Origin of the sequence: Streptococcus sp. 2100, assembly GCF_013276335.1 — a bacterium.
In the GTDB taxonomy this organism is placed as follows: Bacteria; Bacillota; Bacilli; order Lactobacillales; family Streptococcaceae; genus Streptococcus; species Streptococcus pseudopneumoniae.
The window spans coordinates 1-24,511 of sequence record NZ_VMKV01000065.1; the positions used below are offsets into that span (position 1 = coordinate 1).

A 24,511-nucleotide genomic window follows, 5' to 3' on the forward strand; every position below is an offset into this window, starting at 1 on the left:
TATCCACAACCTCAAAACACTGTTTTGAGCAACCTGCGGCTAGCTTCCTAGTTTGCTCTTTGATTTTCATTGAGTATTAGAACATACAAAGGAGGTCGTCATGGACAATATCATCGATGTGTCAATTCCCGTTGCAGAAGTGGTGGACAAGCATCCAGAAGTCTTGGAAATTCTAGTGGAGTTGGGTTTTAAACCCCTTGCCAATCCTTTAATGCGCAACACAGTTGGTCGTAAAGTATCGCTCAAACAAGGTTCTAAGCTTGAAGGAACTCCTATGGACAAGATTGTCCGCACGCTGGAAGCAAACGGTTACGAAGTGATTGGGTTAGACTAATGGCAGATGAACGAATTCATGTCCTGCGGGATATTTTGTTAGAATTGCATAATGGCTCCTCTCCTGAGTCGGTTCAGGAGCGCTTTGATGCGACCTTTACAGGTGTTTCAGCCATCGAGATTTCCCTTATGGAGCACGAGCTGATGAACTCAGACTCAGGTGTCACCTTTGAAGATGTCATGGAACTCTGTGATGTTCATGCCAATCTTTTTAAAAATGCTGTTAAGGATGTCGAAGTTGCAGATACCGAGCACCCAGGTCACCCAGTTCGGATTTTCAAAGAAGAAAATCTAGCCCTCCGTGCGGCCTTGATTCGTATTCGGAGATTGTTGGATACCTATGAGTCTATGGAAGATGAAGAAATGCTGGCGGAGATGCGCAAGGGCTTGGTGCGTCAGATGGGTCTTTTGGGGCAATTTGACATCCATTACCAACGTAAGGAAGAGCTCTTCTTCCCCATCATGGAGCGCTATGGACACGATTCACCTCCAAAAGTTATGTGGGGAGTGGATGATCAGATCAGGGAACTCTTTCAAACAGCTTTAGCGACAGCCAAGTCACTACCAGAAGTGTCAATTAGCAGCGTAAAAGAAGCTTTTGAAGCTTTTGCGACAGAGTTTGAAAGTATGATTTTCAAGGAAGAATCTATCCTTCTCATGATTCTCCTTGAGTCCTTTACTCAGGATGACTGGCTTCAGATTGCGGAGGAGAGCGATGCCTATGGCTATGCTATTATCCGTCCGTCTGAGAAATGGGTGCCAGAACGCCAGAGTTTTGTTGAGGAAAAGAGTGAAGAGGAGCCTGTACAGCTAGATACGGCAGAGGGTCAAGTTCAGCAGGTTATTGATACGCCAGAAGGACAGTTTACCATTACCTTTACCCCTAAGGAAAAGGAAGCAGTGCTGGACCGCCATAGTCAGCAGTCTTTTGGTAATGGCTATCTTTCAGTCGAGCAGGCTAATCTCATCCTCAATCACCTCCCCATGGAAATTACCTTTGTCAATAAAGACGATATTTTCCAGTATTACAATGACAATACGCCAGCTGATGAGATGATTTTCAAACGAACGCCGTCCCAAGTCGGGCGCAATGTCGAACTCTGTCATCCGCCTAAGTATTTGGACAAGGTCAAGGCTATCATGAAGGGACTTCGTGAGGGGACCAAGGACAAGTATGAAATGTGGTTCAAGTCTGAGTCGCGAGGTAAGTTTGTCCACATCACCTATGCTGCAGTACACGATGAAAACGGAGAATTCCAAGGTGTACTGGAATACGTTCAGGATATCCATCCCTACCGTGAGATTGATACGGACTATTTCCGTGGATTAGAATAAGGAGAAAAAATGAGTTACGAACAAGAATTTATGAAGGAATTTGAAGCTTGGGTCAATACCCAAATCATGATTAACGACATGGCGCACAAGGAAAGCCAAAAAGTTTACGAAGAAGACCAGGACGAGCGTGCCAAAGATGCCATGATTCGCTACGAGAGTCGCTTGGATGCTTATCTGTTCTTGCTTGGTAAGTTTGAAAACTTCAAAGTAGGCAAGGGATTCCATGATTTGCCAGAAGGCTTGTTTGGTGAGCGAAATTATTAAACGAGAAAGATTCTTGATTTTTCACTAAAATCTTGATAGAATGTTTATGTTAAATCCTTGTCAGAGCAGGGATTTTTTATTGAAAGGATTTTATCATGTCAAAGAAACTCAATCGTAAAAAACAATTGCGAAATGGCCTCCGTCGCGCAGGTGCCTTTTCAAGTACTGTGACTAAGGTTGTAGATGAGACAAAAAAAGTCGTGAAGCGTGCAGAACAGTCAGCAAGCGCAGCTGGTAAGGCTGTTTCTAAAAAAGTTGAACAAGCAGTAGAAGCTACCAAAGAGCAAGCTCAAAAAGTAGTTAATTCTGTAGAAGATTTTGCAGCAAATTTGGGTGGACTTCCACTTGATCGTGCCAAGACTTTCTATGATGAAGGAATCAAGTCTGCTTCAGATTTCAAAAACTGGACTGAAAAAGAACTCCTTGCCTTGAAAGGAATCGGCCCAGCTACCATCAAGAAATTGAAAGAAAATAGCATCAAGTTCAAGTAATTTTTCTTTAGTCTTGCATTTCCGAGAAAAACTTGCTACAATAGAGCCATTAGAGGTGTTTTGAATCCCACATTTTACAGAAAGTGGCGGCGCTGAGAAGTCCACAAATGTGTCAAAACTGGTTGCTAATGACTGAAAAAATGAAATATTTCTGTCTTTTTATTTTAAAGACTAAAGATGCGGGCTTGGCCCGAAATTGGGTGGTACCGCGGATAAACACATTCGTCCCTGTCATGTAGATGGCAGGGATTTTCTTTTGCGTCTTAGTCAAAGGAGCTTGTTATGAAGCAATCTTTTAAAACAAGTAAACTCTATTATGGTTTTCCTATCTTCATTTTGGGGTATCAGGATCAGAATTTTGGACACAATATTACGACCTGTAGCTCCTCTTATAGCTTGGGAGATTGGCTAGCCATTGGTGTCGGAGCTGAGGAAAATGCGGCTGAGCAAATCAAGCATTACCAGAAGTTTACTGTGAATATTCCTGATGAAAATCTCATGCTCGAGATGGAGCAGGCTGGTTTTATCAGTCATAGAGAGAAATTGAAACACCTGGGGCTAGACTACGAGATTTCTGAACGGACTCAGGCACCGATTTTAGAGGTTTGTCCAGTCGTGTTAGAATGTCAGGTAGATAGGATTGATGAGGAAGAGGGAATTTGTCATATTTTCGCTAAGATTGTTGAGCGATTTGTTGACCCAGAACTTTTGGATGAAAAGGGACATTTTAGAAATGACCGTTTTGCACCTACTTACTTTATGGGGATGGCCACCAGCGCGTTTATCGCTATTTAGATGACCGAGTAGACCCTATGGGGAGCTTCATTAAGAAAGCGAGGATGAAGGATGTCAAGAGCTGAATTACCAGAACGATTAGAAACCGAACGACTCGTCCTACGAGTTCGTACAGTGGCAGATGCTGAGGATATCCATACCTACGCTAGTTTGCCAGAGGTCGCCTATCCAGCAGGTTTTCCTCCAGTCAAGACCTTGGAAGATGAGATTTATTATCTGGAGCACATTCTTCCGGAGCGTAATCAAAAGGAAAATCTCCCAGCAGGCTACGGGATTGTCGTCAAAGGAACGGATAAGATCGTTGGCTCTGTCGATTTCAACCATCGCCATGAAGATGATGTGCTGGAAATCGGTTATACCTTACACCCAGACTATTGGGGGCGAGGTTATGTGCCAGAAGCAGCGCTTGCCTTGATTGACTTAGCCTTTAAAGATTTGGGTCTTCACAAGATTGAACTAACTTGCTTTGGATATAACCTTCAAAGTAAACGAGTCGCGGAAAAGCTTGGCTTTACCCTCGAAGCTCGCATAAGAGACCGAAAGGATGTTCAAGGAAACCGCTGTGACAGTCTGATATATGGCTTGCTGAAGAGCGAGTGGGAGGTGATTTGATGCATCTTTTCATCATTGGTGCTCCAGCATCAGGAAAAATGACCATTGGTCAAGAATTATCTCGACTGACGGATGCTACCCTATTTTATAACCATCAAGCCATTGATTTTGCACTAGAAATCTATCAGGACTATACAGAGGAAATGTGGGAATTTGTTCGTGGAATCACTTTTTCATTCCTTGGAGCAAGTGCAAGAAATCAGCGATCAGTAATTTTAACAGATGTAATTGATTTTTCAAATCAGTATCAGCTGATGTATTTAAAGCAAATTCAGAATTTGTTGGATGATTATCATCAAGAGATTCTTTTTGTTGAGTTGGAAACAAGTCTTGAAGAGTGCATACGTCGAAATCGAACGGAGAATCGATTAAAGCACAAACCCTTAAAACGGCATATTGAGGTATCTGAAAGAGAAATTTTAGAGACCGCTGAAACACTTCAATTAAATTCCCAATATCAACCGAATGAGTTGCACCACTACTTTAAAATAAATAATACGAATTTGTCTGCAGAAGAAGCTGCTAAGCAAATTCAAAATAAAATGAATACAATAGAGAAAGGACACACACATATCTAAACAACTTCATGAAGACGTTCTCAAGACTCAAGAAGTTCAAAAGTCTCAATCTTTTTCGTTCGTGATTCCTACCACCAAATGTAACTGGAAAACTCTACCTTAATCGCGCTTGGAGTACACCCTTCAAAGTAAACGAATCACAAAGAAACTGGGATTTCCCATTTAAGCCTGTATCCGAGGTCGTAAGAATATCCAATACAGCAGAGGTAGAGTTTGATTTATTGAAGAATGAGTTAGAGGAGAAAATAGATGGCTAAAAAGAAAAATAGAAAAAAGAATTAAACCGCCAGCAAAAGTTGGATATCAAAGTCGTTTCTGAAGAAGAGGTTGTCTGGACAGAACTACTGGCTAAAAAACCAACTTTTGTAGAACGTCGGACCATTCAAAATTTCGATGAACTACATACAACAGTGATGCAATATGCTGATGAACATGGAGAGTATCCAGATGTTCAGCTAATCAATTACCAACTGAAAAATAGGATTTTTGATTAGAATCAGGATCATGCTTTATTTAGAGAAGCTATGCATACTCCAAATACACAGAAGCGAAATGAACTGTTAAAACAAGTTTTAAAGATCAATCCAGATTATTTTGCTGCTGATTTTCACCCATTCTTATCAGAGGTTGAAGATTTTGATTTACCAACCTTTAGATTAGATTTAGGAGGCAAAGATTGAAATTAATGTATTATTTTAATACTGACAATAGATTGAAGAATCTTTTTGCTCAAACTTGGAAAATACTTATGTATGCGCTAACGTATTTTCCAATAATATCTCTAATTGTATTCTGTCTTACCGATTTTAAATTAGTTATAATTTTACAATTTGCCTTGATACTAATATATGTGTTTAACTATAAAAATCGATTTAATAAGTTTAGAGTTTTTCTTACTAAAAGTACTAAATCTTTAGCTTTTATGAACGCATGGGATGGAATATTTTGCGGAATCTTGACTTACATTCTTTATAACCTAAATCTAGTTGAATCAACTTTAATCAACTTATCTCAATATTTTTTTATTAATTATGGCATAAGTAAAAATCACATAAATAACTGGATTATCATTGTAATACTTTTAATATTACCATTTGTATTATCTGTTATAAAAACTGTAGGATCAATCAAGATATTTCAAAAAGTTAATAAAATAGATATCGTAAAGGGAAAGACACTGTGGAATGTATATGCCACGATGCTTATTATTTCGTTTTTATGGTATTATATCTATATTTATTACTTTATTTCTAATGTTATTGATTTTCATTCTGATTTAATAACTGACATTCTTATGTTCAGTTCACTTATTGCACTTTATTTAATATGCTGGTGGATGATTTATAATCTAATTAGACATGGTGCAAAAGATACCAAAGAAGTAATAGCATCATGGTTAATTGGTTCAATCTGTATATTACTGTTAGCAGTATTTAATCAAGTTGAAAATGAATTAATAAATGCTTTAACATGGTTTTTGCCAATTTTAATTCCTAGTCTAATTGGAGAAATAAATTCTCAATTCGATACAAAAAAACATAAGAAAAAACCAATAAGAACTGAGAAAATGGATAGACACCTCTATCGAACTCAACTATATGGTTTTCTTACTCTATTAATGTTGAGTATTATTCCAAAGTTAACCGAAATTATTTGGGGTTTAAAGATTAAGAAGAAATTGGTCGAATTTATAACTCCCGAAGCTGATTGGATGTCTGAATTATTTGCCTCAACTATAATTATTTTCGTTTGTTTCATATTATCATTAGTTATTGGGAAGATTATAATTTGGTTATTACAATATTTCTATTTAAACACCTATAATGGATATTACGTGTATCGTGACAATATGCATAGTATATTAATAAATCGTAGATATAAAATAAATATTCATAAAAGGAGAAAAAATAATGTCTAAAGAACTTTCACCTAAATACAATCCAGCCGAGGTTGAGGCTGGTCGTTACCAAAAATGCCTTGATACGGATGGTTTCAAGCCGTCAGGAGATCAAAAGGCTAAGCCTTATTCAATTGTGATTACCACCACCAAACGTAACTAGAAAACTCTACCTTAATCACACCTGGGGTACAACCTTCAAAGTAAACGAATCACAAAGAAGCTTAGATTTCCCGTTCAAGCCTGTAGCTGAGTCCCGAAGGATATCTAAGTCAGTTGAGTCGAATCTATTGCAGGATGAATTAAAGGGGAAAATAGATGCCTAAAAAGAAAAATAGAAAAAAAGAATTAAAACGCCAGCAAAAGTTGGATATCAAAGTTATTTCTGAAGAAGAGGCTGCTTGGACAGAAATCATGGTCAAAAATCCAACTTTTGTAGAACGTCGTACCATTCAAAATTTCGATGAACTACATACAGCAGTGATGCAATATGCTGATGAACACGGAGAGTATCCAGATGTTCAGCTAATCAATTACCAACTGAAAAATAGGACTTTTGATTGGAATCAGGATCATGCTTTATTTAGAGAAGCTATGCATACTCCGAATACACAGAAGCGAAATAAATTGTTAAAGCAAGTTTTAAAAATAAATCCAGATTATTTTGCTGCTGATTTTCATTTATTCTTATCAGAAGTTGAAGATTTTGATTTGTCAACTTTTAAAAAAGTATTGGATTTTGAAATTCTAGTTTTAGAAAAATGGAAAGTGAATGGATACAATAGTTGGAATTATTTTGAAGCACGCTCTATCCTGTCTGCTCTGATGTTTCTGATTGAGTATTATATGATGGAGAACTTCAATTCTAAGGCTATAGAATTGATTGACCTATATTTGAGTAAGCGACCAGAACGGTTTCCTCCTAATTTTGTCTTCTGTATGCTTTCCTTGTATCATATCACCGGTCAGGAGCTAAAGGTTGAGCGTTTCTATCGTGAAGAATTGAATAAAGGGAAACGGGATGATACCATTCTTATTCATGCCATCATCTCTGCTTTTTCTCAAGGAAAAATTGAAGAAGCAAGTCAGCTATTTGCAAAATTAGTGGAAATAAATGATGAAGCTGTTGAATTCTTTATAGAGGAAGATTGGCAATTCAAAGTTATAGATATAGAAGACCAAGAATGCTATTGTTCAAATTCAGTTGAATCGCTACAAGCTAGTTTGTATCCTCTGTTTGATTATTTACTAGAAAATATTATTTTAACGAAATTTTTAACAAACGAATCCAAGAAGTTCCGTCGTAAACCAGTATTTTCGAATCATTCCAGTATGATAAGAAGTTTATCCAAGGTAAACGACTGGTACTCCTTTATGAGCGAGGAAAAAATGAAGGGAATTCGGATGGATTTTGTTCACATCTTTGTTGAAAATGGGATTCGTACGTCTTCAGATTTCAAAAAATGGACTGAAAAAGAAGTTCTCGCTTTGAAGGGAATTGGTCCCGTAACCGTTAAAAAGCTGAAAGAAAACGGCATAAAGTTTAAGAAAGAGAAGTAATTGTTTATGGAAGGGGGGAGGTGAAATTGTCTTGAATGAAATTTCTAATTTCATCCTGTATACTACACCAAATGGCGACGTTCAGCTAGATATCCTTTTACAAGATGAAAATCTTTGGTTGACTCAAAAAGGTCTTGCAGAGCTCTTTGGAGTTGAACGAAGTGTCATTACAAAGCACTTAAAAAACATTTATGATAGTGGTGAGTTGGATAAGGTGTCAACTTGTGCAAAATTTGCACAGGTTCAACAAGAGGGAAATAGAACTGTCCGACGTGAACTTGAATATTACAATCTGGATGCTATCATTTCAGTTGGCTATCGCGTAAATTCCAGCAAGGCTACTCAATTTAGAATTTGGGCAACCAAGACCTTGAAAGAATTTATCATCAAAGGTTTTGTTTTGAATGATGAACGCTTGAAACAAGGACAGACAGTTTTCGGACAAGATTATTTCCGTGAACTTTTAGAACGAATTCGCTCTATTCGTTCTAGCGAGCGCCGAATCTATCAACAAATTACGGATATCTTTGCCGAATGTGCCATAGATTATGATCGAAACTCGGATATTACTAAAAACTTCTATGCTATGGTGCAAAATAAATTTCATTATGCAATTACTGGAAGTACGGCTGCAGAAATTATCTATCAGCAAGCTGATGCTAGTAAAGAAAAAATGGGATTAACTACTTGGAAACATGCACCTGATGGACGAGTGCTCAAATCAGATGTAACGGTAGCCAAAAATTATTTGCAAGAAAAAGAAATTCGACAACTAGAGCGAACTGTTACAGCCTATTTTGATTATATCGAGGGTTTAGTTGAGCGCCGTAATACGTTTACAATGCGAGGATTGGCAGATAGTATTGATCGCTTTCTATCCTTTAATGAATATGAAATCTTAGAAGGAAAAGGAAGCATTTCCAAGAAACAAGCAGACTCAAAAGCCATCCAAGAGTATGAAAAATTTAACCGAACTCAAAAAATTATATCGGACTTTGATAAACATATTCTGAAGATAATGAGAGAAAGTTAATGTAAAATTTTTATACAGTTTCTTTTTTACTAATAGAAGATACTGAAAAAATCAGATGTGCTGAATCAAGGCATATCTTCTACATACTAATTTTATTTAAAGATATTAACTAGAAAGGACAAACACATGTCTAAAGAACTTTCACCTAAATACAATCCAGCCGAGGTTGAGGCTGGTCGTTACCAAAAATGGCTTGATGCCGATGTTTTCAAGCCTTCAGGAGACCAAAAGGCTAAGCCTTATTCAATCGTGATTCCACCACCAAATGTAACTGGGAAGCTTCACCTTGGTCACGCTTGGGATACGACTTTGCAAGATATCATCATCCGTCAAAAACGCATGCAAGGTTTTGATACCCTTTGGCTTCCAGGGATGGACCACGCGGGGATTGCCACTCAGGCTAAGGTTGAGGAGCGCTTGCGTGGCGAGGGTATTTCCCGCTATGACTTGGGTCGTGAGTCTTTCTTGACGAAAGTCTGGGAATGGAAAGACGAATATGCCACTACTATCAAGGAACAATGGGGTAAGATGGGGCTCTCTGTAGACTACTCTCGTGAGCGTTTCACTCTTGACGAAGGTTTGTCAAAAGCTGTTCGTAAGGTCTTTGTGGACCTTTACAAGAAAGGGTGGATCTATCGTGGTGAATTCATCATCAACTGGGACCCAGCTGCACGCACAGCCCTTTCTGATATTGAAGTTATCCACAAGGATGTCGAAGGTGCCTTCTACCACATGAACTACATGCTGGAAGACGGATCTCGCGCCCTTGAAGTTGCGACCACTCGTCCTGAGACCATGTTTGGGGACGTTGCGGTTGCGGTCAATCCAGAAGACCCACGCTACAAGGACTTGATTGGTAAAAACGTCATCCTTCCAATCGCTAATAAACTAATCCCAATCGTTGCAGACGAACATGCCGATCCCGAGTTTGGTACTGGTGTTGTTAAAATCACGCCTGCCCACGATCCAAACGACTTCTTGGTTGGTCAACGACACAACTTGCCACAAGTCAATGTTATGAACGACGACGGAACTATGAATGAGCTTGCCTTCGAATTTGCAGGCATGGACCGTTTTGAAGCTCGTAAGGCAGTCGTGGCTAAGTTGGAAGAAATCGGTGCCCTCGTTAAAATCGAAAAACGTGTCCACAGTGTTGGTCACTCAGAGCGTACAGGTGTAGTGGTGGAGCCACGCTTATCTACGCAATGGTTCGTTAAGATGGACCAATTGGCCAAAAATGCCATTGCCAACCAAGACACAGATGATAAGGTAGAATTCTACCCACCTCGTTTCAACGATACCTTCCTCCAATGGATGGAAAATGTCCACGACTGGGTCATCTCACGTCAGCTCTGGTGGGGTCACCAAATCCCTGCTTGGTACAATGCTGAGGGTGAAATGTACGTCGGTGAAGAAGCTCCAGAAGGAGACGGATGGACTCAGGACGAAGACGTTTTGGATACTTGGTTCAGTTCTGCCCTTTGGCCATTCTCAACCATGGGCTGGCCTGATGTCGACTCAGCAGACTTCAAACGATACTTCCCAACTTCAACCTTGGTTACAGGTTACGACATCATCTTCTTCTGGGTGTCTCGTATGATCTTCCAATCTTTGGAATTCACTGGCCGTCAGCCATTCCAAAACGTGTTGATCCACGGTCTTATTCGTGACGAGCAAGGACGCAAGATGTCTAAATCTCTCGGTAACGGGATTGACCCAATGGATGTCATTGAGAAATACGGTGCGGATGCCCTTCGTTGGTTCCTTTCAAACGGTTCTGCACCAGGTCAAGACGTGCGCTTCTCATACGAGAAAATGGATGCTTCATGGAACTTCATTAACAAGATTTGGAACATCTCTCGCTACATCCTCATGAACAATGAAGGCTTGACCCTTGAGCAAGCAACTGCCAATGTGGAAAAAGTTGCCAACAAGGAAGCTGGAAATGTCACAGATCGCTGGATTCTCCACAACCTCAATGAAACCATCGGAAAAGCAACTGCCAACTTTGACAAGTTTGAGTTTGGTGTGGCTGGACACATCCTCTACAACTTCATCTGGGATGAGTTTGCGGACTGGTATGTTGAGTTGACCAAGGAAGTCCTTTATAGTGACAACGAAGAAGAGAAAGTCATCACGCGTTCTGTTCTCCTTTATACTTTGGATAAGATTCTTCGTCTCCTTCACCCGATCATGCCATTCGTGACAGAGGAAATCTTTGGACAAATCTCAGAAGGCTCTATCGTGACAGCTGCATACCCAACTGTTAATCTAGCCTTTGAAGACCTTGCGGCTCACACTGGTGTGGAAAGTCTCAAAGACTTGATCCGTGCCGTTCGTAATGCGCGTGCGGAAGTAAACGTAGCACCAAGTAAGCCAATCACAATCCTTGTTAAGACTAGCGATAGTGACTTGGAAGCCTTCTTTAACAGCAATGTCAACTACATCAAACGTTTCACAAATCCAGAACACTTGGAAATTGCATCAAACATCCCTGCACCTGAACTCGCAATGTCAAGCGTCATCACAGGAGCAGAAATCTACTTGCCACTGGCAGACCTCCTCAATGTCGAAGAAGAACTGACTCGTCTCGACAAGGAACTGGCTAAATGGCAAAAAGAACTAGATATGGTGGGCAAGAAACTCTCTAACGAACGCTTCGTCGCCAATGCTAAACCAGAAGTCGTCCAAAAAGAACGCGACAAACAAGCCGACTACCAAGCCAAATACGACGCGACAGTTGCACGTATTGATGATATGAAGAAGTTGGTGAAGTAGTGTGAAGTGAGATATACTTGGAAGATGATTTACACCTCACACCTGCTTTTTTATGTAGTTTGTGTTAAACTGATAGTACTGCCTCCATGGTGAAAGGAGAATATATATGAAACTAACAATAGAAAATATAGGTAATGTAAAGAATGCAGAAATTGAAATAAATGGAATTTCAGTTATTGCAGGTCAAAATGGCACTGGAAAAAGTACAATAAGTCGTTCTTTATTTTCAATATTTAGTGCCAATTATGATGTTATAAAAAAAATTTCTAACGATCGAACTAAAGCAATTAATGATTTTTTAGAAGACTATCTCTCTGATATCGAAATGAATCGTAAAAATAATTCTGAAATAGGGATTGCTAGAAGAATCGTTCCGAGTTTCCTTTATACAGAATTGACAAAAATCATTTCAAAAAATTTATTGATATTTCTTGATAAAAATTATAGTGAACATAATAATGAATCCCTTAAGAAGAGTATCATTGAATCAATTAATGAATTCAATAAACGAAATTCAAAATACTTTGTATTAAATATTAAGGATTTGGACCTAAATGTTTTATCTGAAAATATAAAAGAAATTTTATCTCAGTCAGACCAATCTATCTTTAACCAAATTTTAACTGCTCATTTAACTGATGAATTTCATAATCAAATAAATAATATATACGACCCATTGACAGGACTAATTTCTTTAAGAATAAAAGATGAACAAATAAATGTTGAAGTTAACAAAAATAGAGCTACTGCAGATAAATTGATAAATTTTAAAACAGATGTAGTATACATAGATGATGCTGCTGCAATAGTTGAAAATTTATTTTCAACTAAATTTTTAAATAAATTTTCAACTAAATTTTTAAATGAATTTTTAAATAAAATTGATTTAAAATTGGATCATAATGCTCATTTAATGGAGCAGCTTAGAGATGAAAGAAACAACACTTACACATTACGAGCTAAGATAACTGACAGATTAAATTTGGTGTTTAATGAAATAAATCATATATTGAAGACTGATATTGTTAATAGTTCAGAAGATGAGGAAGATGAAAAAAAACTTAATATAATCAATTATTCTTCAGGTATGAAAACGTTCTATTTAATTAAATCTCTTTTAGAAAATGGTGTGATTAGAGAAAATGGGACACTCATTTTAGATGAACCAGAAGTCCATTTACATCCAGAATGGCAATTGAAATTTGCTGAAATTATAGTATTACTTCAGAAAGAATTTGGATTACATATCTTAATCAATTCCCATAGTCCTTATTTAGTTGAAGCGATTGATATATTTAGCAAAAAAAATGATACAAATGATTCTGTTAAGTATTATCTTGCTAATAGTTCTATTGAAGATGTTACTGACTCGATTGATAAGATTTATGAGCAAATGTATGTTCCTTTAAATCGCCTTGAGGAGCTAGCGGAGGATTTTGATGGTGAGTAAAATAATTTTCTCTATATTACATGATTTTAATATTAGATTTTCTGAATGTCGTAGCGATATTAAAACCTGCTCATATGATTCTGATTCTAACTATAATTTGGTAAACTCTAAATATACTTGTTATAATTTTGATAAGATTTCAGAAATTATTTTTAAAAAACATAGCTTTGATAAATGGCAATCTGTAGATACAATTCTGCCTCTTCTTCCTGTAGATGCTGATAGTAAATTATATTTAATAGAGTTTAAGAATTCAAAAAATATTCCATATGCTAACGTTAGAGCTAAAATATTATCGAGTTTGTTCCTACTAGAAAATTTTTATGGATTGCAAAAAACTGATTATAAAAAAATAGTGACAGTTACTGTAGTTAAATCACAAAAAGGTAAAAGACATTTAAATGAAATTAGACAACATCAGGCAAAAATAAGTGGTAAGTCACCTTATAAAGTTGAAAATTTTAGGGCTTTAGAAGATTTTTATGGAATTGAATCTTTTAAATATCCCCCTGAAAAATTTATAGAATTTATAGAGAATAATAATTTAGTCAGTTAAAATTAAAATACTAAAATTTTATAGCTTTGATTAAAAACCAGCTCACTACACAACAACCCCTCTAAGTTCGAACCGCTCTGAGAAGTACAACATTGCAGTTTCTTCTCAGGTGTTGGGGGATTTGAACAAACCAACGAGTTCAGAGTGGTGTATCCTATGAGTTTGATAAGTATGCAAGCTAGAATTATTCATTTAATCAAACCATTCATCCAAAAGGCATTACAAATGAGTGCATGGGATGTTGAGTATAACTCTTTTATTACTTCTTCATAGAACTTATTATGAATGTTTTTTATAGTTCACCCCAATTTCACCATTTACCGATGACACAGAAAAACAATTGAAAGGATATTTCTATGCAACCAACTTACAACATTGACAACCCAAACTTGTCTTATGAAGCTAAGCGTGACTTATGGCGGATAGGTTTTGGTCTGCAGAAAGTTGACAATCTAGTGCCATCAGCGTATATGGAATCTTTGGCTGAGAAACAGTCCCGGGGTGAACTGACTTACGAGCAGGTTTATGAGGATGCAACGGCTTATCACCATACTATTGATGCAAGTACGGAAGAGGCAGACTTGGTTTCTCTACGTATTGTAGAACTATTGTCTCGAAGAGGCTTTAGCTTTAGTCCTGCGACCTTACTTGCTATTCATAAGGAGTTGTTTCAAGATATATTTGAACCCTCTATTCCGGTGGGGCAATTTCGTCAGACCAATATCACAAAGAATGAACCTGTTTTGAATGGTGAAAGTGTTGTGTACTCTGATTACTCCATGATTCAAATGACCTTGGATTATGATTTTAATCAGGAAAAACAAGTTGCATATGCGACACTAACTCAGGCGGATGTGGTTAAACAAATCCAGCATTTTATTTCAGGAATCTGGCAGATTCATCCATTTCGCGAAGGAAACACTCGGACAGTAACGGTCTTTTTGATTCAGTATCTTCGTGAGTTTGGTTTTGATATTGATAATACACCATTTCAGCAACATGCCAAGTATTTTCGTGATGCCTTGGTATTAGATAATGCAAAGATTTTACAGCGACGTCCTGAGTTTTTAACAGCTTTTTTTGAAAATCTCTTGCTCGGTGGTCAAAATGATTTGTCTTCAGAAAAAATGTATCTAGATTTAGACCTCGATTTTTCATAATCCTAATACTGAGTAAACATTGAATTTTAGGAAAAAATGAAGTAAATATTCTCACAAGAAAACGTATATCATCAAAGTTTTAGGCCACTTGATAATATGCGTTTTTTGAATTTTATAGACTGCTCGTTTAAACTCTATTTACCTCGTACATTCCGGAGCGAGACGGAATATTAGCCACATACAAAATGAGTACTATTCGGATTTTATTTTCGTGTACAATTTCAGCTATTCTTGTTATAATCAGCCTATAGGAATCAAGGAGGTGATTGTTATGGCTGTTTTTGTGTCTTTGGATGGAATTGTGGTAGAAGTACTTGATGTCTTTTCTTCTTTTAATGGGGATAGTGAGTTTTTCTTGTGTAAACGTCTTAAAGACAAGAGTCAGTTTGTTATGGAACGCTCTCGGTTCGAGGAGATGTTCCAACTTCAAAGTAGTCACTTGACGACGCAAGAAAAATTACAATTGTTTACCTCCGTGTTTGCTGGCCGTTTTGATGTTTATGCTAAGAGTTTTATCAATGATCAAGGGAAAATTCAGTATTTTCCATCCTATGATTATGGTTGGAAGCAGTTGTCACCTGAAAAACGGAGTTTCCAGACATTGACGGATTCCGTTTTGAAATCTCATTTTCGTGGGGAGACAGCTATCGGTATCTTTCCTATGCACTTAGATGATAGCTGTTATTTTTTGGTACTTGATTTGGATGAAGGAGATTGGAAAGAAGCTGGTTTAACCATTCGAAGAATAGCCAGGGAACGCCAGATGGAAGCCCATTTAGAGATTTCTCGTTCGGGTCACGGACTCCATATTTGGTTCTTCTTTGAGGAAGCGATTCCGAGTCGAGAGGCTCGCTTGTTTGGAAAGAAACTGTTAGAACTGGCAATGCAGGAAAGTATGCAACTGTCCTTTGATTCTTTTGATCGCATGTTTCCAAATCAGGATGTTCTTCCTAAAGGTGGATTTGGTAATTTGATTGCCCTTCCTTTTCAAGGAGAAGCTTATCATCAAGGGCGAACGGTCTTTGTGGATGAACATTTTCAGCCTTATGAAGACCAATGGAGGTATCTACAAGAAATTCAGAGGGTTTCAACTGCTAAAGTGGCACTGTTAATCCAAGAGGAGTTAGGTAAGGAAGAATTGGATAAGGAGTTGAAGGTCGTCTTATCCAATATGATCCAACTTGAAAAATCGTCTGTGACACCCAAGACGCTGTTTTTCTTGAAAAATATGGCTTCATTTTCTAATCCCGAATTTTATTTAAAGCAGGCTATGCGACAGCCAACCTATCAAATTCCTGAGCGAATGTATTTATTTGGAGAATCCGATCATTATTTATGGCTGCCAAGAGGTTTGCTGTATCCATTGCAAGATAAATTTAATACTCTTCGAAAATCTCTTCAAACCACGTCAGCTTCGCCTTGCCGTACTCAAGTACTGCCTACGGCTAGCTTCCTAGTTTGCTCTTTGATTTTCATTGAGTATGAGCAGGGATCTGTGGAAGATAGGAGAAAGGTACAAAGGTCTATTAGAGTGGAATTTAAGGGAGAACTCACTTTTGAGCAAGAGTTAGCCCTGTCAGATATGACTTCTAAAGAAAATGGTTTACTTCATGCGGAGACCGGTTTTGGAAAGACCGTTTTAGGTGCTGCTCTTATCTCTGAACGGAAAACAAAAACAATTATCCTAGTTCATAATAGGCAACTCTTAGACCAGTGGCTGGATCGCCTAAAGTGTTTTTTGACTTTCGAAGAGGAAGAAGCTACCCGTTATACGCCATCAGGTCGTGAAAGGGTAATAGGCTATGTCGGGCAGTACGGTGGGACTAAGAAATGGTTGAGTGGACTGGTTGATGTCGTTATGATCCAATCTCTATTTAAGTTGGAAAATAGTCAAAGTCTTTTGGATGAGTATGAGATGATGATTGTGGATGAGTGTCATCATGTCTCTGCCTTGATGTTTGAAAAAGTTGTTGCTCAGTTTAGAGGGAAGTATCTTTACGGTTTGACGGCTACGCCTGAGCGTAAGAATGGTCATGAGCCTATTGTTTTTCAGAGAATTGGTGAGATACTCCATACTGCTGATAAGAGGGAAACGGATTTTAAACGGCAATTGCAATTAAGATTCACTTCTTTTGGTCATTTGGAGATTGAAAAGACCAAAGCAAGTAATTTTATACAGCTTAGTGATTGGATTGCTACTGACTCAGTGAGGAATCAGTTGATTATCAAGGATATTCTAGACCAAGTGGCAGAAGGGCGGAATATCTTGGTTCTAGTCAATCGAATTCAACAGATAGATGTCTTTGAAAAGTTATTGAAAGAGAAAGAGGTTGATGACTGTTATATTATTAGCGGAAAAACCAAAGTCCGAGATAGAACAAGTTTAATGGAGACGTTAGAACAGTTAGATAAAGGGTTTGTTTTATTGTCTACTGGAAAATACATTGGCGAAGGTTTTGACTTGCCTCAGCTAGACACGCTTATATTGGCAGCACCCTTTTCTTGGAAAAATAATTTAATTCAGTATGCAGGTCGGATTCATAGAAACTACAAGGATAAGTCTTTGGTGCGGATTTTCGATTATGTGGATATTCATGTTCCTTATTTAGAAAAGATGTTTCAGAAACGACAAGTAGCTTATCGAAAGATGGATTATCGTGTCATCGAGGGTGAGGAGAAACAATTCGTTTATGTTGATAGTAGATATGAGAAGGTGTTGAGAGAGGACTTGGCAGGGGAAAGACAGGAATGTCTGCTTATTTTACCTTATGTGCACCAGACAAAACTGATGAATTTTCTAAAAGAATTTAGGATTAGTCAAATTGAGATATGTATACCAGAGACGGTTGCAAATAAAGCATGGCTAGACCAGTTGAAGAGCCAGAAAATTAAAGTATCTTTTACTCAATCAAAAATAGTCACGCCTATTCTTTTGGTAAACAAGACCATTGTTTGGTATGGCGCAATGCCATTATTAGGGAAGGTAGATGAAATGACCATATTACGTTTGGAATCAGCTAGTATAGCTTCTGAACTAGTGGCAGGTTTACGATAGAGAAAACTTTTAAAAATTTCTATGTATGATTTTCATTTCTTTAGTGAGGCTGTTGACATTTTCACATTCGAATCACACAAAATAAAAAAATTTCTACAAGTACTTGACAAATAGATTGAAATATCATAAAATAAAAACGGTTACAGAGTTATTAATTATTTAAGCTTCATGTCACCATTAAAAATTGAAATAAAAGGATGTTATCACTAATACAAGTGAGCAGGAACCTATTTAATCACATCAGAAGAAGTTTCTTGATGTTTTTAAGTAGGTTCCTTTTATTTTAAAAGGGAAATTTTATGATCATAAAACGAATACTAAACCACAATGCCGTAATTGCGCAAAGTAAAAAAGATATCGATATTCTTCTTTTTGGAAGGGGAATAGCTTTTGGAAGAAAAATTGGAGATAAAGTAAATCCAATTGATATTGAGAAAAGTTTTTTTCTCAAAAATAGAGATAATATGACCCGTTTTACAGAGATGTTTATTAACGTTCCTTTGGAGTTGGTGTACATTACCGAAAAAATAATTAACCTAGGTAAAATAACATTGGGTAATAATTTTGATGAAATTATCTATATTAATTTAACGGATCATATTTCTTCGAGCATAGAACGTTATAAAGAAGGGATTATTATTTCGAATCCCCTACGCTGGGAAATCTCGAAATATTATAAAGAAGAATTTGAGCTTGGGAAAAGGGCTTTACAAATAATAAAAAAAGAGTTAGGTATTGAACTTCCAATTGACGAAGCTGCATTCATAGCGCTACATTTTGTTAATGCTAATTTAGAAAATAATTTTCAAGAGTCGTATAAAATCACTGAAATAATTATGGGAATTGAGAAAATCATTCAAGATTTCTATTGTACTGAGTTTAACCAAGATTCTATTGATTATTATAGATTCATAACTCATATAAAATTATTTGCCCATCGCTTGGTTGAAAATACAACTTATTGTGACGATGATGATGAAGACTTGTTAGCATTAATGAAAAATAAATATCCTAGAGAATATGAATGTGGTGAACAGGTGGCAATGTTTATACAAACTGAGTACAATTATTTGCTGACTTCTAGTGAATTAGTTTATTTGATGGCTCATATTCGTCGTTTAACAAAAAATTTAGATTAATAGAATAGGAGAATACCATGAGTTATAAAGATACAGTACAAAAAATCCTCGATGTAATTGGAGGCGAAAAAAATGTCAATAGAGTTACCCATTGTGTAACACGTTTAAGATTAGAATTAAAAGATGAAAATTTAGTCAATGATGATGATGTGAAGAAGATACCAGGTGTAATAGGTATTATGAAAAAGAATGGGCAATATCAAATTATACTTGGTAATGATGTAGCCAATTATTATAAAGAATTCATTAAACTTGGCAATTTTGAAACAGATTCAGTTGATCAAGGGCACAAAGGGAATATTTTAGAAAGAATCATTGAATATATCGCTGGTTCCATGACTCCAATCATTCCAGCAATGTTAGGGGGAGGTATGCTGAAAGTCTTGGTAATTATTTTACCAATGCTTGGTATATTGCAATCAGATTCTCAGACTATTGCTTTTTTGACATTTTTTGGGGATGCTCCATATTATTTCTTACCGCTGTTATTAGCTTATTCTGCATCACAAAAATTAAAAGTAACATCTACATTAGCTATGTCTGTAGCAGGTGTACTTCTCCATCCAAATTTTGTTCAAATGGTGCAATCAGGGAATCCTCTTAGTTTATTTGGTGTACCTGTGACACCAGCTAGTTATGGTTCGTCAGTCGTTCCAATTCTTATTATGGTTTGGTTGATGAAATATATTGAAAAAATGATTGCTAAATTAACACCAGCTGTTACTAAGAGTTTTTTGCAACCTACGCTAGTATTATTAGTATCAAGCTGTATTGCCTTAGTTGTAGTCGGACCTATTGGAGTAATTGTTGGTGAAGGATTATCAAATCTAGTTGGGCAAATGTATGGTGTAGCTGGATGGCTTACATTAGCTATTCTTGGCGCTATTATGCCATTTATTGTTATGACTGGAATGCATTGGGCTTTTGCACCTATTTTTTTGGCGGCATCTATTGCTACTCCAGACGTATTAATTCTTCCAGCAATGTTAGGGTCAAACTTAGCTCAAGGGGCTGCTTCGATGGCTGTTGCATTAAAGAGTAAAAATAATAATACAAAACAAATTGCTTTTGCAGCAGGTTTCTCAGCCTTACTTGCAGGGATTACCGAACCTGCATTATATGGTGTGACTTTAAAATATAAAAAACCGCTTTATGCAGCTATGATTGGTGGTGGATTAGCGGGATTATTTGCAGGTCTTACTAGTGTTAAAGCATATCTATTTGCTGTCCCAGCTTTGATAGCGTTGCCTCAATTTATTTATTCTGATGTGCCATCAAATATTGTAAATGCTTTAATTGTGGCAGTCATTTCGGTTGTTATTACCTTTGTATTAGCTTATATATTTGGAATCGATGAAGAAGGGAGTTCTAGCAATTTAGAAGTTGAAGTTGGAGTTTCAAATAAAAAAATGATATTTTCTCCTATATCAGGAGAAATCATTCCGTTAAGCGATGTCCAGGATAAAACATTTTCAGATAAACTAATTGGAGACGGAGTAGCGATTATCCCAAGTGAGGGTAAGGTTTATGCACCATTTGATGGGAAAATTACAAATATTTTTCTGACTAAGCACGCAATTGGATTGAAGAGTGATGAGGGTGTTGAGTTACTAATTCATATTGGATTAGATACTGTTGAGCTAAAAGGTCAAGGTTTTATTAGTCATGTAGAAGAAGGAGACAGAGTTTTCAAAAATCAGTTGATTTTTGAAATGGACTTAAATTTAATCAAGAGTAAAGGCTACGAAACAGTTACACCAGTAATTGTAACGAATACCAACGATTTTCTAGATGTATTAGTATTACCTAATAATCAGACAATCGAGCATTCTAAGGAATTACTGGTAATATTATAATGGAGGAAAGTTATGACCATTTTTCCAGATGATTTTCTTTGGGGTGGAGCTGTTGCAGCTAATCAAGTAGAGGGAGCATATAATGAAGATGGTAAGGGATTATCAGTTCAGGATGTGTTACCCAAAGGTGGATTAGGAGAAGCAACAGAAAATCCTACAGAAGATAACTTAAAATTATTAGGTATTGATTTTTATCATAAATATAAGGAAGATATATCCTTGTTTTCTGAAATGGGCTTTAATGTTTTTCGCACTTCTATTGCATGGAGTAGAATTTTTCCAAAAGGAGATGAGGAAGAACCTAACGAAGCTGGTTTGAAATATTATGATGAATTGTTTGATGAACTACATGCTCACGAGATAGAACCACTTGTAACTCTTTCACACTATGAGACTCCATTATATTTAGCAAGAAAATATCATGGATGGATTGATAGGAGAATGATTCATTTTTATGAAAAATTTGCTCGAACAGTTTTAGAAAGGTATAAAGATAAAGTTAAATATTGGCTTACATTTAACGAAGTAAACTCTGTTTTGGAATTACCGTTTACTAGTGGAGGAATAGATATACCTAAGGAGAATCTTTCGAAACAAGAATTATATCAAGCTATACATCATGAGTTAGTCGCTTCGAGTTTGGTTACAAAAATTGCTCGAGAGATTCATTCAGAGTTTAAGGTGGGATGTATGGTATTAGCTATGCCAGCTTATCCAATGACTCCAAATCCAAAAGATGTATGGGCGACTCATGAGTATGAGAATCTAAATTATCTATTTTCAGATGTGCATGTTAGAGGTTATTATCCGAATTATGCAAAAAGATATTTTAAGGAACATGACATTAACATAGAGTTTGCAGCTGAAGATGCAGAGTTATTAAAAAATTATACCGTAGATTTTTTATCCTTTAGCTATTACATGAGTGTGACTCAATCTGCTCTTCCAACACAGTATAATTCAGGACAAGGGAATATTATTGGTGGTTTAGTAAATCCTTATTTAGAGTCTTCTGAGTGGGGATGGCAAATTGATCCAATTGGACTACGTATAATTTTAAATAGATATTATGACCGTTATCAAATCCCATTATTTATAGTAGAAAACGGATTAGGTGCTAAAGATCAACTAATAAAAGATGAATTTAATAACTTAACAGTCCAAGATGATTATAGAATTCAGTATATGAAAGAACATTTATTGCAAGTAGCTGAAGCTCTACAAGATGGTGTGGAAATTATGGGCTATACGTCTTGGGGATGTATTGACTGCGTTTCTATGTCCACTGCACAGCTTTCTAAGAGGTACGGTCTCATTTATGTTGATCGAAACGATGATGGAAGTGGTACATTCAATCGATATAAGAAAATGTCCTTTACTTGGTATAAAGGAGTGATTGAATCAAATGGAGAATCCTTATTCAAATAGTTTGTTTATTGATGATTAGATATTATCACGGTTAAGGCAGCATCTCATTAAATATGAAATAAAGAGGTTTGGAAGACATCAAATTCTAAACCTCTTTATTTTATAGGGGGATTAATTAATTTAATTTTGTTACAGAGAGCCGATTATAAATAGTTAACTTAGGATAGATTGGTTATATATAGTAGACTGAATCTAAAATAGTACGAAACAATTGCTAAAACGTTTATAGAAATTAATTTTACTTTCCCAATCGATTTGTTTTCATCTTATTTCAATCCGCTATAAAGTTAGATAAGAATAAGCTAACAAGCAGAAGTAAGATAGGTCTTGCAAGAATGGTAAAAATCTGATAAACTAAGTAGTAATTGAATAGGAATCTGAAAGACTAGTAGCCCAAGGGAAGTATATCAGGGAGGAGAGCCGTGACTGCAAGCTCTCTATATGAAAGCTGGGTGAATTCACTTGCGCATGGATTTAGAAATGAAGGTCTGACTTGTCAGATGAAAACGGATGGTACCGCGTGTCAACGCTCCGAGTGGAGTTTTTGGCATGTGGTTTTCTTTTTATCTACGAGCGACTGATGGAGGAATTATGTCAACTATTGAAGAACAATTAAAAGCGCTTCGTGAAGAAACGCTGGCTAGCTTGAAGCAGATTACTGCTGAAAATGAAAAAGAGATGCAAGATTTGCGTGTCTCTGTCCTTGGTAAAAAGGGTTCGCTCACTGAAATCCTCAAAGGGATGAAAGATGTTTCTGCTGAGATGCGTCCAATCATTGGGAAACACGTCAATGAAGCTCGTGATGTCTTGACAGCAGCTTTTGAAGAAACTGCTAAGCTCTTGGAAGAAAAGAAAGTTGCAGCTCAATTAGCAAGCGAGAGTATCGATGTGACCCTTCCAGGTCATCCAGTTGCGACTGGTCACCGTCACGTTTTGACACAAACTAGTGAAGAAATCGAAGATATCTTCATTGGGATGGGTTACCAAGTCGTGGATGGTTTTGAAGTGGAGCAAGACTACTATAACTTTGAACGTATGAACCTTCCCAAAGACCACCCAGCCCGTGATATGCAGGACACATTCTATATCACAGAAGAAATCTTACTCCGTACTCACACGTCTCCAGTTCAAGCGCGTGCTATGGATGCCCATGATTTCTCTAAAGGTCCTTTGAAAATGATCTCACCAGGGCGTGTGTTCCGTCGCGATACGGACGATGCGACCCACAGTCACCAATTCCACCAAATCGAAGGCTTGGTAGTTGGGAAAAATATCTCTATGGCTGACCTTCAAGGAACCCTTCAGTTGATTGTGCAAAAAATGTTCGGTGAAGAGCGTCAAATCCGTCTGCGTCCATCTTACTTCCCATTCACAGAGCCATCTGTTGAGGTGGATGTTTCTTGCTTCAAGTGTGGTGGAGAAGGCTGTAACGTATGTAAGAAAACAGGTTGGATCGAAATTATGGGGGCCGGTATGGTTCACCCACGTGTCCTTGAAATGAGTGGTATCGATGCGACTGTTTACTCTGGATTTGCCTTTGGTCTTGGACAAGAGCGTGTAGCCATGCTCCGTTACGGAATCAACGATATCCGTGGATTCTACCAAGGAGATGTCCGCTTCTCAGAGCAGTTTAAATAATGATTAGAAAAGTAGAAATGGTAGATGTTGAGGTGTTGGCTAAAATTGCCAAACAAACCTTTCGTGAAACATTTGCTCATGATAATACGGAAGAGCAGTTACAGGAATACTTTGAAGAGGCTTATAGTCTGAGAGTTTTATCAACTGAGTTGGAAAATCCTGACTCCGAAACCTATTTCATTATGCATGAAGAGGAGATAGCTGGTTTTCTCAAAGTCAACTGGGGAAGTGCTCAAACTGAGAGAGAATTAGAGGACGCTTTTGAAATTCAACGCCTCTATGTGCTACAAAAATTCCAAGGATTTGGATTCGGTAAGCAACTGTTTGAATTTGCTCTTGAACTTGCTACAAAAAATAGTTTTTCTTGGGCTTGGTTAGGTGTTTGGGAGCATAATACAAAAGCTCAAGCGTTTTATAATCGATATGGTTTTGAAAAATTTAGCCAACATCATTTTATGGTTGGTCAAAAAGTAGATACGGATTGGTTACTGCGAAAGAAATTAAGGTAAGAAGAGGATTCTTCTATTGAAATGATAGGAAAGGAAAAGAACCA

22 protein-coding genes and 1 pseudogene are annotated in these 24,511 nt (G+C 37.1%); all 23 read left to right on the forward strand.

What is annotated here, in order from left to right:
- The first annotated feature begins 100 nt into the window (after window positions 1-100).
- The 23 genes and pseudogenes from HT669_RS08840 to HT669_RS08955 all read left to right on the forward strand — a co-directional run bounded on the left by HT669_RS08840 (window position 101) and on the right by HT669_RS08955 (window position 24,467).
- Entirely contained in the window at window positions 101-334 is a 234-nt protein-coding gene (locus tag HT669_RS08840) for a DUF1858 domain-containing protein (protein WP_000368739.1), read from the forward strand.
- Window positions 334-1,668, forward strand: a complete 1,335-nt coding sequence (locus HT669_RS08845; RefSeq protein ID WP_050971556.1) for a DUF438 domain-containing protein — start codon at window positions 334-336, stop codon at window positions 1,666-1,668. The genes HT669_RS08840 and HT669_RS08845 overlap by 1 nt, the downstream gene beginning before the upstream one ends.
- 9 nt (window positions 1,669-1,677) lie before the next feature.
- Window positions 1,678-1,932 carry a DUF1912 family protein gene (locus HT669_RS08850; protein ID WP_023933271.1) on the forward strand — a complete coding sequence of 85 codons (255 nt, stop codon included), beginning with the start codon at window positions 1,678-1,680 and terminating at the stop codon, window positions 1,930-1,932.
- A 95-nt stretch (window positions 1,933-2,027) separates the two neighbouring features.
- Window positions 2,028-2,423, forward strand: a complete 396-nt coding sequence (locus tag HT669_RS08855) for a helix-hairpin-helix domain-containing protein (protein WP_138703250.1) — start codon at window positions 2,028-2,030, stop codon at window positions 2,421-2,423.
- Between the two features lie 282 nt (window positions 2,424-2,705).
- Window positions 2,706-3,283: pseudogene (locus HT669_RS08860) on the forward strand (flavin reductase family protein).
- Window positions 3,270-3,830 (forward strand): GNAT family protein, encoded by a 561-nt coding sequence (locus HT669_RS08865; protein ID WP_023933266.1) that lies wholly within the window; start codon window positions 3,270-3,272, stop codon window positions 3,828-3,830. The pseudogene HT669_RS08860 and the gene HT669_RS08865 overlap by 14 nt, the downstream one beginning before the upstream one ends.
- Window positions 3,830-4,408, forward strand: coding sequence for an AAA family ATPase (locus tag HT669_RS08870; protein ID WP_031222973.1), 579 nt, complete (start codon window positions 3,830-3,832; stop codon window positions 4,406-4,408). Before HT669_RS08865 ends, HT669_RS08870 begins: the two co-directional genes overlap by 1 nt.
- A gap of 296 nt (window positions 4,409-4,704) precedes the next feature.
- Window positions 4,705-4,902, forward strand: coding sequence for a hypothetical protein (locus HT669_RS08875; RefSeq protein ID WP_007284866.1), 198 nt, complete (start codon window positions 4,705-4,707; stop codon window positions 4,900-4,902).
- Between the two features lie 30 nt (window positions 4,903-4,932).
- Window positions 4,933-5,088: a hypothetical protein gene (locus HT669_RS08880; RefSeq protein ID WP_004237269.1), complete on the forward strand. Its 156-nt coding sequence runs from the start codon at window positions 4,933-4,935 to the stop codon at window positions 5,086-5,088.
- A 5-nt stretch (window positions 5,089-5,093) separates the two neighbouring features.
- Window positions 5,094-6,326: a beta-carotene 15,15'-monooxygenase gene (locus HT669_RS08885; protein ID WP_119947207.1), complete on the forward strand. Its 1,233-nt coding sequence runs from the start codon at window positions 5,094-5,096 to the stop codon at window positions 6,324-6,326.
- On the forward strand, window positions 6,319-6,468 hold the full coding sequence (locus HT669_RS08890; protein ID WP_172929682.1) for a hypothetical protein: 150 nt from the start codon (window positions 6,319-6,321) through the stop codon (window positions 6,466-6,468). The genes HT669_RS08885 and HT669_RS08890 overlap by 8 nt, the downstream gene beginning before the upstream one ends.
- A 155-nt stretch (window positions 6,469-6,623) precedes the next feature.
- Complete coding sequence (locus HT669_RS08895) at window positions 6,624-7,865, forward strand: hypothetical protein (protein ID WP_172922321.1); 1,242 nt, start codon at window positions 6,624-6,626, stop codon at window positions 7,863-7,865.
- Between the two features lie 31 nt (window positions 7,866-7,896).
- Complete coding sequence (locus tag HT669_RS08900; RefSeq protein ID WP_001002884.1) at window positions 7,897-8,898, forward strand: virulence RhuM family protein; 1,002 nt, start codon at window positions 7,897-7,899, stop codon at window positions 8,896-8,898.
- 126 nt (window positions 8,899-9,024) lie between these two features.
- Window positions 9,025-11,676 (forward strand): valine--tRNA ligase, encoded by a 2,652-nt coding sequence (locus tag HT669_RS08905; protein ID WP_166731068.1) that lies wholly within the window; start codon window positions 9,025-9,027, stop codon window positions 11,674-11,676.
- 106 nt (window positions 11,677-11,782) lie between these two features.
- Entirely contained in the window at window positions 11,783-13,126 is a 1,344-nt protein-coding gene (locus HT669_RS08910; protein ID WP_000778677.1) for an AAA family ATPase, read from the forward strand.
- A complete protein-coding gene (locus HT669_RS08915; RefSeq protein WP_000253751.1) occupies window positions 13,116-13,682 on the forward strand; it encodes a hypothetical protein in 567 nt (188 codons plus the stop codon). The genes HT669_RS08910 and HT669_RS08915 overlap by 11 nt, the downstream gene beginning before the upstream one ends.
- Window positions 13,683-14,038: 356 nt before the next feature.
- The gene (locus tag HT669_RS08920; protein WP_023936623.1) at window positions 14,039-14,842 is read left to right on the forward strand and encodes a Fic/DOC family protein; all 804 of its coding nucleotides are present in this window, start codon (window positions 14,039-14,041) and stop codon (window positions 14,840-14,842) included.
- A gap of 271 nt (window positions 14,843-15,113) precedes the next feature.
- Window positions 15,114-17,897, forward strand: coding sequence for a DEAD/DEAH box helicase family protein (locus HT669_RS11255; RefSeq protein ID WP_054392953.1), 2,784 nt, complete (start codon window positions 15,114-15,116; stop codon window positions 17,895-17,897).
- A gap of 299 nt (window positions 17,898-18,196) precedes the next feature.
- The gene (locus HT669_RS08935; protein WP_000584530.1) at window positions 18,197-19,036 is read left to right on the forward strand and encodes a PRD domain-containing protein; all 840 of its coding nucleotides are present in this window, start codon (window positions 18,197-18,199) and stop codon (window positions 19,034-19,036) included.
- A 17-nt stretch (window positions 19,037-19,053) separates the two neighbouring features.
- Window positions 19,054-20,892 (forward strand): beta-glucoside-specific PTS transporter subunit IIABC, encoded by a 1,839-nt coding sequence (locus HT669_RS08940; protein ID WP_054392952.1) that lies wholly within the window; start codon window positions 19,054-19,056, stop codon window positions 20,890-20,892.
- 12 nt (window positions 20,893-20,904) lie between these two features.
- On the forward strand, window positions 20,905-22,320 hold the full coding sequence (locus HT669_RS08945) for a glycoside hydrolase family 1 protein (RefSeq protein WP_000151847.1): 1,416 nt from the start codon (window positions 20,905-20,907) through the stop codon (window positions 22,318-22,320).
- Between the two features lie 591 nt (window positions 22,321-22,911).
- A complete protein-coding gene (pheS, locus tag HT669_RS08950) occupies window positions 22,912-23,958 on the forward strand; it encodes a phenylalanine--tRNA ligase subunit alpha (protein ID WP_050265989.1) in 1,047 nt (348 codons plus the stop codon).
- Complete coding sequence (locus HT669_RS08955) at window positions 23,958-24,467, forward strand: N-acetyltransferase (RefSeq protein ID WP_000619957.1); 510 nt, start codon at window positions 23,958-23,960, stop codon at window positions 24,465-24,467. Before pheS ends, HT669_RS08955 begins: the two co-directional genes overlap by 1 nt.
- Window positions 24,468-24,511: the final 44 nt, after the last annotated feature.